The following is a 13,063-nucleotide window of genomic DNA, read 5'->3' as shown; positions in this document are numbered from 1 at the left end:
ATGATCGACACATCGATCGTCCGAGGGAGGCGGGGAAGCGGTGCAGACGACGGCGGTGACGGCGGCGGTGCCGTCCGGGGCCGTGATCCGGTACGCGCTGGTCGCCGCGGCGGCCGTGGCGGTGTGCGCGGGGATCGTGCTCGGGGCCGGCGGGCTCGGCATGACCGGGCGGATCACGCTGGCGGTGTTCGCGGTGGCGACGCTGATGTGGATGTTCACGCCGGTGGACGACACGTTCGTGGCGCTGGCCGCCGGGCTGATCCTGATCACGGTCGGGGCGCTGGAGGCCGAGGTGCTGTTCGGCAGCCTCGGCGAGCCGACGATCTGGCTGCTGATCTGCGCGTTCGTGCTGGCGGCCGGGATCTCCCGGACGGGCCTGGCGACCCGCGCGGCGGCGTTCTTCGTGTCGGGGGCGCGGACGGTGCGGCAGCTGGCGCACCTGACCACGGCGGCGCTGGTCGCCAGCGCGTTCGCGATCCCGGCGACGTCGGGACGGGCCGCGCTGGCGCTGCCGGTCTTCCTGGCGCTGGCGGGCGCGCTGCGGGAGCGGCGCCGGGTCGTGCTGGCACTGGCGCTGATCTTCCCGGCGGTGATCCTGCTGTCGGCGGTGGCCACGCTGATCGGCGCCGGCGCGCACCTGATCACCGCCGAGATGCTGGCGCAGGCCACCGGCGACCGGATCGGGTTCGTGCAGTGGCTGCTGCTCGGCACGCCGCTGGCGCTGGCGTCGTCCCATCTGACCGCCGAGGCGGTGCTGCTGATGACGACCACCCGCGAGGACCGCCGCACGCCGGTCGCGATCCGCGCCGAGGACATCGGGGAGGCCGCCGGGACGCGGACGACCGGCCCGCTCACCGAGCACCAGCAGCGCTCGGCGGCGCTGCTCGGCGTGGTCGTGGTGCTGTGGTGCAGCGAGCCGCTGCACGGCGTGCCGCCCGCGGTGGTCGCGCTGGTCGGCGCGATCGTCAGCTGCTCGCCCTGGCTCGGAACGGTCCGGATGGGCGACTCGCTGAAGACCGTCCCGTGGTCGATGCTGCTGTTCATGGCCGCGACGATGGCCATGGGCACCGCGCTGACGGCGTCCGGCGCCGCGGCCTGGATCGCCGGCGGCCTGTTCGGCGGCGGCTCCGGCGGCCGGGGGACGCCCGCGTGGCTGTTCATCGGCACCGTCGTGGTCGTGAGCGCGCTCGCCCACCTGGTGCTCCAGTCCCGGTCGGCGCGGTCCAGCGTGCTGGTGCCGCTGGTGATCGCCGCCGCGGCCGCGGCCGGGGTGTCGCCCGCTGCCGCCGCGTTCGCCTCCACCGCCGCGGCCGGGTTCTGCCTCACGCTCCCGTCCTCGGCCAAGCCCGTCGCGCTCTTCCACCAGGTCGAGGGCGTCCCCACCTACACCTCGCGGGACCTGCTGCGCGTCTCGGCGGTGCTGGCACCGCTCACGGTCGCGCTCGTCCTCGCGTTCGCGCTCCACGTCTGGCCGCTGCTCGGCCTGCCCGTCTGAAGGAGACCACCATGCGCATCGTCATCGCCCCCAGCGGGTTCAAGGAGTCGCTGAGCGCCGAGCAGGTCGCGGCCGGGATCGCGCGCGGCGCGCGCCGGGTCGTCCCGGACGCCGCGATCGATCCGCTGCCGCTGGTCGACGGCGGCGAGGGCTCGGCCGCGGCGCTGGCCCGCACCACCGGCGGGCGGATCGTCCCGGCCGTCACCACCGGCCCGGCCGGGCGGCCGGTCGGCTCGCACTTCGCGATCATGGGCGGGCCGGGGCCGCGCACGGCGGTGGTCGAGATGGCCGCCACGGCCGGGCTGCGGCTCGTGCCGCGCGACGAGCGCGACCCCGGCCGCACGACGACGGCCGGGGTCGGGGAGCTGATCGCGGCGGCGCTGGACGCGGGCGCCGAGCGGATCCTGGTCGGCTGCGGCGACTCGGGGACGTCCGACGGCGGTGCCGGGGCGCTGCGCGCGCTGGGCGCCCGGCTCCTCGACGCGCGCGGGAACGACCTCCCGCCCGGAGGGGCCGCGCTCACCGGACTCGACCGGATCGACCCGTCCGGTCTCGATCCCAGGCTGCGGCGTACGGAACTGCTCGTCGCCTGCAACCCGTGCAACGTCCTGTGCGGGCCGGAGGGCGTGGCCCGCGTCTACGGGCCGCAGAAGGGCGCGACGCCGGAGCAGGTGGACGTCCTCGACCGGGCGCTGTCGCGCTGGGCGGACGTCCTGGAACGGGACCTGCGCGTGCCCGGCGGGGTGGACGTCCGTACCGGCCCCGGGACGGGCGCCTCGGGCGGGCTCGGAGCGGGGCTGGCGGCGGCGGTGGGGGCGCGGCTGCTGCCGCGGTTCGAGGTCCTGCTGGCGCACGTGGACCTGGACGGGCTGCTGTCCCGCGCCGACCTGGTGATCACGGCGGAGGGGGCGATCGACCGGCAGACCTCGCGGGGCAAGATCCCCTCGGAGGTGGCGCGGCGCGCCAAGCGGTACGGCAAGCCGGTGCTCGCGCTGGCCGGGACGATCGGCCCGGACGCCGATCGCGTCTACGGCAGCGGCATCGACGCGTTCGCCGGGATCCTCCCCGCCCCGGTGGACCTCGCGGAGGCCATGTCCCGGGGCGAGGAGTTCCTCGCGGACGGCGCCGAGCGGGCGCTGCGGATGGTGCTGCTCGGCACCGTCCTCACTCAGACGGCGGCGGGCTCGGGGGCCTTGCGGGCGGCCCCGTCCCCGCCGGGGGCCGGCGCGGCCTCCGAGGTCAGCTCGGCCGGGGCGGCGTTGTAGACCTTCTCGTCCAGGAGCCCCTCGGACCGGGCGACCAGCACCGGGACGGTCAGCTGGCCGGCGACGTTCAGCGCCGTCCGGGCCATGTCGATGACCTTGTCGATCGCGATCAGGTAGCCGACCGCCTGGAGCGGCAGGCCCACGGTGGTCAGCGTCAGCGTGAGCGCCACCAGCGCCGGGCCGGGGGTGCCGCCGGTGCCGAGCTGCCCGATCACCGCGGCCAGCGCGATCAGCAGGTAGTCGGTCACGCCCAGCGAGATGCCCATGTACTGCGCCACGAAGATCGCGGCCACCGCCGGGTAGATCGCGCCGCAGCCGTCGAACTTGATCGTGGCGCCCAGCGGCTGCGCGAAGCTCGCGTACTCCGGCTGCACGCCGTTCCGCTCGATCTGCACCTTCTGCGCGATCGGCAGCGTGGCCAGCGACGAGGACGACACGAAGCCGAACTGGAGCGCCGGCCAGGTGTTGCGGAAGAACTTCAGCGGCGAGACGCGGCCGAACACCCGCAGCAGCACCGGGTACCCGACGAACAGCATGATCGCGACGGCCAGGTAGATCGCGCCGGTGAACTTGGCCAGCGGCGCCAGCGAGCTGGGCCCGTACGTGGCGACCACGGACGCGATCAGGAAGAACGAGCCGATCGGGGTGAGCCGCACGACCCACCACACGATCTTCTGCATGACGACGTACAGGTCGTCGAACAGCGCGGTCAGCCGCTCGCCGCGCTCGCCGACCGCGACCAGCGCCGCGCCGAGCAGGACGGCGAACGTGACCAGGCCGAGGATGTTGCCCTCCGACATCGCCTCGACGATGTTGGACGGGAAGAGGTTGTCCAGGATCTGCGTCCAGGTCACCTCCTCGGTCTCGGCGGCCTCGCCGGCCAGCGTGCCGAGCCCGACGCCGGGCCGGACGACCAGGCCCACCGCGAGCCCGATCGCGGTGGCGATCGCCGAGGTGATCACGAACCAGCCGAGCGTCTTGGCGGTCAGCCGGGCCACGCTGCCGACGTTGCGCAGCCGCCCGACGCTTACCACGATCGCGGCCAGCACCAGCGGAACGACGATCACCCGCAGCAGGCTGGTGTAGACGCCGCCGAACGGATCGAGCCAGCTTTCGGCGATCTTCTTGCCGTCACCGAGGTTGTTGATCAGTGCCCCGGCGGCGACGCCGAGGACGAGGGCCAGCACGATCTGCTGCCAGAACTGCCACTTCCAGACACGCGGACTCACGGGAAGACTCACAGCACGGATCTCCAGGAACATGAGGCACCGCCCGGCAGTGAGCACGGGCGATGGAAGAGCGAAGAGAAGAGGGGGAGGCGGGGGCTCGTCAGGCGTGACAGAGCACGCTGGCGAGGCGGCACAGGTCGATGTGCAGCCGGGCCACGAGCAGGACGGTCTTCTCCGCGAACCTCACGGCGAGTATTAACCGCGATGTCCGTTTCCGCTGTTCCCGGAAATAAGGTGATCTACACCACGAAGGCGTTCGGTGGTCTCGGTAGGCAGTCGTCAGGGCCGGACGAGGGCCCGTCAGTGCCGGCGGGACCGGGTGAGGACCCGGACGATCCCCACCAGCCCCAGCCCGGCCAGCAGCACCGGGCCGAGGATCTCCGGCCCCGCGACCGGATCGCCCGACAGCGCGCCGGCGAGGAACACGCCCGCCACCGCCAGGAAGAACAGCCCGGTCACCACGGCGCCGGGGTCGAACCGGCGGCGGCCCTTCCCGCGCTCAGCCACGGGACACCCGCACATCGCCGAACCTGCCGCGGATCCGCAGGACGATCACCGGCGGATCCTCCGCCCGCGGCCCCTCCGGCTCCAGCACCTGGGAACTCCTGGCGTTCGGGCCGCCGATGCTCCGGCCGGGCAGGTCCAGATCGCCCAGCCCGATCCGCGCGTCGACCTCGACCCGGGCCGCCGCCGGCAGCCGCACGTCCAGCTCCCCGAACCAGATCTCGGCGTTGACCGACACCCGCTGCCCCGGCCGCAGCGGCAGCGCGGTCAGGTCGAGCCGGCCGGTGCCCGCCCCCACCTTGTAGTCCTGCGCGGCGGACGCGTCCACGGGCCGCCACTCGATCTCGCCGTACCGCGCCCCCGGCGGCGCCTCGGCGGCCACGGATGAGGTCAGCAGCGCGCACGTCAGCACCGTCCCCATCGCCGCGAGCCCGCGGGCGCGGAACCAGCCGCCCAGCAGCAGCCCGCCGCCGATCACCGCCAGCGCGGTCGCCGACACGATCATCGTGGCCTGCGGGCCGTCGTACACCCGGGCCATCGGGAAGACCGCCGCGCCCGCCGCGAGCGCGCCCAGCAGCGTGACGGACGTGAGCGGCGAGTGGCCGCCCCGGCACTTCTCCACCGCCGCCGTGGCGCCCGCCGGCTCCCGCACCGGCTCCGGCGCCGGCGGCGCAGCCCGCGGCCCGCTGAACCGGGCCAGGTCGACCATGCCCTCGGGCAGGTCGCCGCCCGGGGCCCCTCGGCGGGACGATTTCTCGAACGAGACGGCCATCGGCTTCTCCTCGGCCTCGTCTTCCGGTAGCGGCGGATGCCCCTGGAGCCGTTCCGGGAACGCGCGGGCCGCCGCCGCGAGATCCACGCCCCGTCCGTGCGCGACCAGCATGACCAGCCCGAGGACGGTCAGCACCGCGACGGTGTCGGTGGACACCCCGGCGCCGAACAGCCCGGTGCCGAGCAGGCTGAGCGCGACCGCCGCGCACAGCAGCGCGCCCAGGACCGACAGGACCCCGGCGGCGTCGAACCGGCGCCGGAACAGCCGCTCGGCGACCGCCGCGCGGCCCGGCGCGGCGGGCATGAACAGCACCGCCGCCACGTACAGCGGGATGCCCTGCCCGTGCGAGAACACCAGGATCGCGAACCCGACCCGGTACACGACCGGGTCGATGCCGGTGTACCGGCCGAGGCCGGTGCACACCCCGCCCAGGATCCGGCCGTCCGCCTCGCGGGCCAGCCGCGACAGTGCTCGCGGTGCCCGCGGTGCCGGTGCCTCCGGTGCCCTGTCCTCGTCCGCCATGGCCACCATCGTTCCGCCTCCCTCCCGCGCGCGGTATCCGGGAGGTCCCTGAGCCGACCCTGAGGAAACGCCCGACCGTTCAGGGGCGGGCCCTGATGCGCCCGCGCGCGTGGCGTGTGACGATCGTCGGCGTGGGGGACATCGCGGTGAACGAGAACGCGGCCCGGCTCGAACGGCGCTCCGACGGCCGGCTGCTGGCCGGCGTGTGCCGGGGCCTGGCCGGGCACCTGGGCGTGGACGCGTTCCTCATCCGGGCCGCGTTCGTGCTGCTCACGCTTGCGAGCGGGCTGGGCGTCGCCGCGTACATCGCGCTCTGGGTGCTGGTGCCGCTGCGCCCGGACGACGGCCGGTGGCCGTCCCGCGCGGCCCGCGACTGGGGGCAGCTGCTCGCCTACACGGCGGTGGCCGCCGGGCTGTCCGCGCTGACGTGGGGCGCGGGGTTCGCGCAGGCGGCGCTGTGGCCGTTCGTCGCCGGCGGGATCGGCGCCTCGATCCTCTGGCAGCAGGCCGACCGCGACCAGCGGCAGCGGTGGGTGGTCCCGCTCCGCCAGATGTGGCTGCGCAGCCTCCTGGGCGTGCTCCTGGTCGCCGGCGGCATCGGCGGCTTCCTGGTGCAGCAGGTGGAGGTGGCGCAGGCGCGGTCCGTCGTGATCGCGATGCTGATCATCCTCACCGGCATCACGGTGATCGTCACCCCGTGGGTGGTCCGCATGTGGCAGGACCTGGACGCCGAACGGCACGAGCGCATCCGCTCCCAGGAACGCGCCGAGCTCGCCGCCCACGTCCACGACTCCGTCCTGCACACCCTCACGCTGATCCAGCGGAACGCGCACGACCCCCGCGAGGTGCAGCGGCTGGCGCGTTCCCAGGAGCGCACGCTGCGGAGCTGGCTCTACCAGCCGAAGGCGGACCCGGACCGGACGTTCGCCGCCGCGATCCGGGAGATCGCCGGCGTGGTCGAGGACGACCACGGCGTGCCGATCGAGGTGGTCTGCGTCGGCGACACCGAGCTGGACGAGCGCCTGAACGCCGGTCTCCAGGCGGCCCGGGAGGCGATGGTGAACGCCGCCAAGTACGCCGAGGCCCCGTCGGTGTCCGTCTACGCCGAGGTCGAGGGCGACGACGTCGCCATCTTCGTCCGCGACCGCGGGAAGGGATTCGACCTGGAGCGGATCCCGGCGGACAGGATGGGCGTGCGGGGGTCCATCATCGGACGTATGGAACGCAACGGCGGCACCGCGCAGGTCCGCACCGCCCCAGGCGAGGGCACCGAGGTACGGCTGGAGATGAAGAAATGAGCGCGAGCCGCCGAGCGGAGGCGAGGCCGTGAACACCGTGGTCCTGGTCGACGACCACCAGATGTTCCGTACCGGAGTGAAGGCCGAGCTGGGGGACGGGATCGAGATCCTCGGCGAGGCGGGCGACGTGGACGAGGCCGTCGAGGTGATCCGCGCGCACAAGCCCGACGTCGTGCTGCTGGACGTGCACCTGCCGGGCGGCGGCGGCATCGAGGTCCTGCGGCGGCTGCACGGCAGCGTCCCGTCCCGCTTCCTGGCCCTGTCGGTGTCCGACGCCGCCGAGGACGTGATCGGGGTCGTCCGGGGCGGCGCCCGCGGCTACGTCACCAAGACGATCTCCGGCCCCGAGCTGACCGACGCCATCGCCCGGGTGGCGGAGGGCGACGCGGTCTTCTCGCCCCGGCTGGCGGGCTTCGTCCTGGACGCCTTCGCCGCGTCCGACGTCCCGGCCGTGGACCCGGAGCTGGACCAGCTCACCCAGCGCGAGCGCGAGGTGCTGCGCCTGATCGCGCGCGGCTACGCGTACAAGGAGATCGCCAAGGAGCTGTTCATCTCCGTCAAGACGGTCGAGACGCACGTGTCGAGCGTCCTGCGCAAGCTCCAGCTGTCCAACCGCCACGAGCTGTCGCGCTGGGCCGCCGCCCGCCGCCTCGTCTGACGTTCACCCCGCGGGCGCGGCCCGGCGCAGGGCGGAGACGGCGAGGTCGGCGACGTGCTCGACCGTCTCGACGCCGCTCTCCATGGACGGGTGGCCCTGCGTGCACACGGCCACCAGGAAGTCGTGGCCGGGGGCGGTGATGCGGCCGACGCTGTTCACGGCCCAGCCGGTGCCCTGGACGTGGAGCGGGACCCAGCCGTTCTTGATCGCGACCCGCTCGCCGGGGCGGGCGGCGGCGCTGATGCCCCAGCGCTGCTCGCCGATGACCGAGCCCATCAGGCCGAGGACGTGCCGCCGGTTGGCCGCCGAGAGCGGGCTGCGCGGGCTCACCAGGGCCTTCATCAGCCGTACCTGGTCGGCCGGGGTCGTCTTGGAGGAGCCCCAGCCGGTCGGGTACGGCTCGGTCTCCCGCAGGCCGAGCCGCTTGTTGGAACGGGCGACGCCCGCGCCGTTCCCGGCGGCGGAGTACAGGGCGTAGGCGGCCCTGTTGTCGCTGAGCCGGATCATCTCGGCGGCCATCGCCCGCTCGCCCGCCGACAGGCCGCGCCGCTCGCGCTGCCGCTGGAGGAGGAGGCTCGCGAGGATGTCGACCTTCATGATGCTCGCGGTCACGAACCGCCCGTGCTCGCCGACCCCGAACGAGGTGTTCGTGCCCAGGTCGGTGACCATCACGCCGGCGCGGCCGGGCCTCCTGGCGAGGTAGGACTTCACGACCTTGGTCAGCGTGGTGCGGTCGAACCGCCGCGGGCCGCCGGGCGGCGGCACGGGCGGCATGAGCGGCACGGCGTGCTCGCGCGCCGCCGGCTGCGCGTTCCGGGTCTGCTGCGGGCCCGTCACCGGCCACCGGGTGACCGCCACCCCCGTCGCCGTTCCCGTGGCGGCCAGCGCGATTGCGCAGGCCAGTACCGTGCGTCGCATCGATATCCCCCGATTTCATGCGACCGGCGGCCGTGCCGCCTAACGATCTTGCTGGCGGCCTACCCCGGAGACGCCGCTCGATGCGCGGGGCGGGTGTGGCACCGTGGACCCATGTCCCAGAACGCGGTCTACCTGGTCACCGGGGTGCAGGCGGCCGGCAAGTCGACGGTGGCGCAGGCGCTCGCCGAACGGCTGCCGAGGTCCGCGCACGTACGGGGCGACGCCTTCCGCCGGTTCGTCGTGAACGGGCGCGCCGAGATGGGCCCGGAGCCGGGCGAGGAGGCGCTGGCGCAGTTGCGGCTCCGGCACCGCTTGGCCGCCGAGGTCGCCGACTCCTATGCCGAGGCCGGGTTCACGGCCGTTCTCCAGGACGTGCTGCTGGGGGAGATGCTGCCCTGGACGGTGGAACGCATCCGCACCCGGCCGCTGTACGTCGTCGTGCTGGCGCCGAGCCCTGAGGCCGTCGCGAAGCGCGAGGCGGGGAGGGGCAAGCGCGCGTACGGCGCGTTCAGCGTCGAGGACCTCGACCGGATCCTGCGCGAGACGACGCCTGCGATAGGGCTCTGGGTCGACTCCTCGGAGCAGACGGTCGAGGAGACCGTGGACGAGATCCTCGCCCGCGCCGTCCCCTACGAGTGACCCGGTGTGACCCGGCCTGACCTCGCGTGACCCGGCGGGAGGCGGGGCGGCTCAGAGGACGTCCGGCAGGCGGGCGGGGCAGCCGGGCTCGCAGCGCTCGCAGTGGTACGCGACGCGGCGCGCGAACGAGGTCAGCATCCGGTTGAGGAACAGCCTCAGGAACGCCCCCGTACCCCGGTACCTGGGCTCGAACTCGCCCTCCCAGCGGATGACGGTCTCGAAGCCCCGCGGTTCCAGGGTGACGTCCGCCCGGTACTCCTTCAGGGGGAGCCCGGACAGCGCGACGTAGGCGTAGTGGTGCGGCGGGTCGTACTCCACGACCTGCTCGCGGGCGGGCGGGATCGCCCGGATGGCGCCGACGCCGTTGGGGGCGTCGTCACCCGGCCGCTCGCGCCGCGCCCGCGACGGGAACGTGCCCCACTCGCTCCAGGCCTCGGCCACCGCGAGGTGCTTGAAGACCACCTCCGCGCCGGCGCGCGAGGTGGCGCTGGCGCCCACGCTGTACGGTCCGGTCCGCTGCCGCATGCCCACTCCCGAAAGCTCGGTCGGATCTCAGGCCGTGTCGACGACCTGGTAAGCCTCGGCGAGCCGCCCCTCCGGCCAGCCCGCGGCCAGCGCGTTGCCGCCCAGCCAGCCGCGCAGCATCTCCTCCAGCGCGTCGCCCATGTGCGCGGTCTGGCTCGCGTGCGCCTTCAGCGCGGCCAGCTTGCGCGGGAACGCGTCCGTCACGTCGGTGTAGTGGTTTACGACGGGACCGCCGCTGAGCCACACCTCGCGCGCCGTCCACGCCTCCAGGCCCTCGTCGGCCAGCAGTTCGGGGAACGCGTACGGGTTGCGGGCGTCGGGGTAGACGGCGTCGAGCGTCGCCGCGCCCACCGCGCGGTGGTCGGGGTGGCTCGGATGGATCCGCTCGTAGTTGCGCTCCGGGCTGGACGTCAGCACGCGGTCGGGCCGCACCTGCCGGATCACCCGGGCGATGTCGCGGCGCAGGTCCAGCGTCGCCTCCAGCCGCCCGTCCGGGCGGCCGAGGAACCGCACGTCCTCCACGCCCACGCACTTGGCCGCCGCGCGCTGCTCCTCGCGGCGCAGCTCGGCCATCTCCGCCCTGGTGACGGCGTCGTCGAAGCCGCCCGCGTCGCCGTCGCTGACCATGAGGTACACCACCTCGACGCCCTTGTCGGTCCAGCCCGCGATCGTTCCCGCGGAGCCGAAGTCGACGTCGTCGGGGTGCGCCATCACGGCGAGTACGCGCCGTACCTCGCTGTCGTCCAGAACACTTGTCACATTTCCACCCTAAGCCGTACATCCAGAAGTGGTTGGGCCTGGGAGCCGGGGCCGGTGCGGGGTAGAGCTGAGACATGCGCAAACTCATCAACGCCCCGGCGGACGTCGTCGCCGACGCCCTGCGCGGCATGGCCGCGGCGCACCCCTCGCTGCGGATCGACCCGGAGAACCGGACGATCGTGCGGGCCGACGCCCCCCGTCCCGGGAAGGTCGCGCTGGTCTCGGGCGGCGGCTCCGGCCACGAGCCGCTGCACGGCGGGTTCGTCGGGTACGGGATGCTCGACGCCGCCGCCCCCGGGGAGGTCTTCACCAGCCCCGTCCCCGACCAGATCCTCGCCGCGACCACGGCCGTGGACGGCGGCGCGGGGGTGGTGCACATAGTCAAGAACTACACCGGCGACGTCCTGAACTTCAGGATGGCCGCCGAACTGGCCGAGGACGAGGACATCGAGGTCGAGTCGGTCCTGGTGAACGACGATGTCGCGGTCGAGGACAGCACGTTCACCGCCGGCCGGCGCGGCACCGGCGCCACCCTGTTCGTCGAGAAGATCGCCGGGGCGCTGGCCGAGTCGGGCGCGGACCTGGCCGCGGTCGCCGGCGTCGCCCGCGAGGTGAACGAGCGCAGCCGCTCGTTCGGCGTCGCGCTGTCGCCGTGCACGGTGCCGGCCGCCGGGGAGCCGACGTTCGAGCTGGGCGAGGACGAGATCGAGCTGGGCATCGGCATCCACGGCGAGCCGGGCCGCGAGCGCGCCAAGGCGATGCCCGCCGCCGAGGTCGTGGACGCCGCGCTGACCGCGATCGACGCCGACATGCCGCTGTCGGGCGCCGAGGTCCTGGTGCTGGTGAACGGCATGGGCGGCACCCCGCTGATCGAGCAGTACGTCGCGTACGCGGCGGTCGCCGACTGGCTCGGCGGGCACGGCGCCACCGTCGTACGGCCCCTGGTCGGGCCGTTCGTGACGAGCCTGGAGATGGCCGGCTGCATGATCTCGGTCTGCCGCCTCACGCCCGAGCTGACCCGCCTCTGGGACGCGCCGGTGGAGACGCCCGGACTGCGGTGGGGCCGATGACGGGCAGCGCGGGGAACACGGGGGGCACGGTGAACGCGGCGGACCTGGCCGGCTGGATCCGGCACGCGGCCGAGCTGGTGTCGGCGGACGCGGAGCGGCTGACCCGGCTGGACGCGGCGATCGGCGACGGCGACCACGGCCACAACCTCGACCGCGGCTTCGCCGCCGCCGTCGCCGCGCTCCCGGCGGACGCCCCGCCCGGCAAGACGCTGATCGCGGCGGGCCGCGCCATCGTGTCCAAGACCGGCGGCGCCTCCGGCCCGCTGTACGGGACGGCGCTGCGCCGCATGGGCAAGGCGTTCGGCGGCGCCTCCGACGAGCAGGGGGTCGACGCGGCCCTCCTCGGCGAGGGCCTGCGCGCCGCCCTCGACGGCGTGCGGGAGCTCGGCCAGGCCGCGGACGGCGACAAGACGATGGTGGACGCGCTCGTCCCCGCGGCCGCCGCGTACGACGAGGCCCTGGCGGCCGGGACGGACCTGGCCGGCTGCGTGCGCGCCGCCGCCGGCGCCGCCGAACGGGGCGCCGAGGAGACCGTGCCCATGCAGGCCCGCAAGGGCCGCGCCAGCTATCTGGGGCCGCGCAGCACGGGCCATATGGACCCGGGTGCCGCGTCCACCGCGCTCATCCTGCGCGCGCTCGCCGACGTCGTCTGAGAGAGGGGACCACATGGTCGGGATCGTGCTGATCTCGCACAGCAGGACGCTCGCGGAGGGCGCCGCCGAACTCGCCCGCACGATGGGCGTCGGGAAGGCGGTCGCCGAACCGGCGGGAGGCGACACCGGCGGCGGCATGGGGACGAGCATCGAGCTGGTCGAGGACGCGATGGAACGCGCCAGGGCCGCCGGTGCCGAGGCGATCGTGCTGATCGCCGACATCGGCAGCTCGGTGATGACCGCCAAGCTCGTCGTGGACGAGGCGGAGGGCGACGTCGTGCTCGCGGACGCGCCCCTCGTCGAGGGCGCGGTCGCGGCGGCCTCCACCGCCGCCACGGGCGCCGATCTGGGCGCCGTCGTCGCGGCCGCCGAGTCCGCCTACGACCACCGCAAGAGCTAGGCGCTAGGGAGCCGGAGGAGGCCGGGAGTCCGGGCCGCCCGGCCGGAGGAGGGTCTCCAGGGGGCCGCCGAGGTCCGCGGAGGGGTCCCCGCGGACCTCGAAGACCCGGGGGGCGGCGTCGCCCTGGCCGCCCACCGACACCCGGTATCCGGGCAGGTCGGCGCCGATCTCGCCGGCCGCGCCGCGCTCGCGCGCCGCGGCCCCCGCCGCCCCCGCCCCCCCGCTCCCGGCCGCCGCCCCGGGCGGCCGGGCCGCGGTCGCGGACCGCGCCCCCCCCCGGGCCCCCCCCGGCCAGGGGCCCCCGCGCCCGGCGATGCGACACTCTCGGTGTCGGGCCGCGACCGCACATCCCCCCG

General features: G+C 74.7%; 14 protein-coding genes. 8 read left to right on the top strand and 6 right to left on the bottom strand.

Going from position 1 to position 13,063, the window contains the following annotated elements:
• Positions 1-40: 40 nt before the first annotated feature.
• Both AB0881_RS18700 and AB0881_RS18695 read left to right on the top strand, forming a co-directional pair.
• A complete protein-coding gene (locus AB0881_RS18700; RefSeq protein WP_366618183.1) occupies positions 41-1,495 on the top strand; it encodes an SLC13 family permease in 1,455 nt (484 codons plus the stop codon).
• Between the two features lie 11 nt (positions 1,496-1,506).
• Complete coding sequence (locus tag AB0881_RS18695; RefSeq protein ID WP_366618182.1) at positions 1,507-2,760, top strand: glycerate kinase; 1,254 nt, start codon at positions 1,507-1,509, stop codon at positions 2,758-2,760.
• On the opposite strand, the gene AB0881_RS18690 is transcribed toward AB0881_RS18695, so the two are convergent.
• The 3 genes from AB0881_RS18690 to AB0881_RS18680 all read right to left on the bottom strand — a co-directional run bounded on the left by AB0881_RS18690 (position 2,664) and on the right by AB0881_RS18680 (position 5,796).
• The gene (locus AB0881_RS18690) at positions 2,664-3,989 is read right to left on the bottom strand and encodes a dicarboxylate/amino acid:cation symporter (protein WP_366618181.1); all 1,326 of its coding nucleotides are present in this window, start codon (positions 3,987-3,989) and stop codon (positions 2,664-2,666) included. The genes AB0881_RS18695 and AB0881_RS18690 overlap by 97 nt on opposite strands.
• Before the next feature lie 300 nt (positions 3,990-4,289).
• Positions 4,290-4,496: a hypothetical protein gene (locus AB0881_RS18685; protein WP_366618180.1), complete on the bottom strand. Its 207-nt coding sequence runs from the start codon at positions 4,494-4,496 to the stop codon at positions 4,290-4,292.
• Complete coding sequence (locus tag AB0881_RS18680) at positions 4,489-5,796, bottom strand: PspC domain-containing protein (RefSeq protein ID WP_366618179.1); 1,308 nt, start codon at positions 5,794-5,796, stop codon at positions 4,489-4,491. Before AB0881_RS18680 ends, AB0881_RS18685 begins: the two co-directional genes overlap by 8 nt.
• Positions 5,797-5,918: 122 nt before the next feature.
• Between AB0881_RS18680 and AB0881_RS18675 the strand changes: the two genes are divergently transcribed.
• Positions 5,919-7,085 (top strand): PspC domain-containing protein, encoded by a 1,167-nt coding sequence (locus tag AB0881_RS18675; RefSeq protein ID WP_366618178.1) that lies wholly within the window; start codon positions 5,919-5,921, stop codon positions 7,083-7,085.
• Between the two features lie 28 nt (positions 7,086-7,113).
• On the top strand, positions 7,114-7,743 hold the full coding sequence (locus tag AB0881_RS18670; protein WP_366618177.1) for a response regulator transcription factor: 630 nt from the start codon (positions 7,114-7,116) through the stop codon (positions 7,741-7,743).
• 3 nt (positions 7,744-7,746) lie between these two features.
• Here the strand turns inward: AB0881_RS18670 and AB0881_RS18665 are convergent, their stop codons facing one another.
• Positions 7,747-8,661: a serine hydrolase gene (locus AB0881_RS18665; RefSeq protein ID WP_366618176.1), complete on the bottom strand. Its 915-nt coding sequence runs from the start codon at positions 8,659-8,661 to the stop codon at positions 7,747-7,749.
• Positions 8,662-8,772: 111 nt separating this feature from the next.
• Here AB0881_RS18665 and AB0881_RS18660 point away from each other — a divergent pair, with 111 nt between their 5' ends.
• The gene (locus AB0881_RS18660; RefSeq protein ID WP_366618175.1) at positions 8,773-9,300 is read left to right on the top strand and encodes an AAA family ATPase; all 528 of its coding nucleotides are present in this window, start codon (positions 8,773-8,775) and stop codon (positions 9,298-9,300) included.
• 51 nt (positions 9,301-9,351) lie between these two features.
• Here the strand turns inward: AB0881_RS18660 and AB0881_RS18655 are convergent, their stop codons facing one another.
• Both AB0881_RS18655 and AB0881_RS18650 read right to left on the bottom strand, forming a co-directional pair.
• Positions 9,352-9,825, bottom strand: coding sequence for an SRPBCC family protein (locus tag AB0881_RS18655; protein WP_366618174.1), 474 nt, complete (start codon positions 9,823-9,825; stop codon positions 9,352-9,354).
• Between the two features lie 27 nt (positions 9,826-9,852).
• Positions 9,853-10,536, bottom strand: a complete 684-nt coding sequence (locus AB0881_RS18650; protein WP_366618289.1) for a PIG-L deacetylase family protein — start codon at positions 10,534-10,536, stop codon at positions 9,853-9,855.
• A gap of 122 nt (positions 10,537-10,658) precedes the next feature.
• Between AB0881_RS18650 and dhaK the strand changes: the two genes are divergently transcribed.
• From dhaK to AB0881_RS18635, 3 genes are read left to right on the top strand one after another with little or no spacing between them, the layout of a single operon-like run.
• On the top strand, positions 10,659-11,654 hold the full coding sequence (gene dhaK, locus AB0881_RS18645; protein WP_366618173.1) for a dihydroxyacetone kinase subunit DhaK: 996 nt from the start codon (positions 10,659-10,661) through the stop codon (positions 11,652-11,654).
• Positions 11,651-12,307: a dihydroxyacetone kinase subunit DhaL gene (dhaL, locus tag AB0881_RS18640; protein WP_366618172.1), complete on the top strand. Its 657-nt coding sequence runs from the start codon at positions 11,651-11,653 to the stop codon at positions 12,305-12,307. The genes dhaK and dhaL overlap by 4 nt, the downstream gene beginning before the upstream one ends.
• Before the next feature lie 13 nt (positions 12,308-12,320).
• Complete coding sequence (locus tag AB0881_RS18635) at positions 12,321-12,707, top strand: phosphoenolpyruvate--protein phosphotransferase (protein ID WP_366618171.1); 387 nt, start codon at positions 12,321-12,323, stop codon at positions 12,705-12,707.
• Positions 12,708-13,063 lie beyond the last annotated feature (356 nt).

It is taken from the genome of Spirillospora sp. NPDC029432, from assembly GCF_040703975.1.
In the GTDB taxonomy this organism is placed as follows: Bacteria; Actinomycetota; Actinomycetes; order Streptosporangiales; family Streptosporangiaceae; genus Spirillospora.
This window is presented reverse-complemented; position numbering and strand designations above follow the sequence as displayed.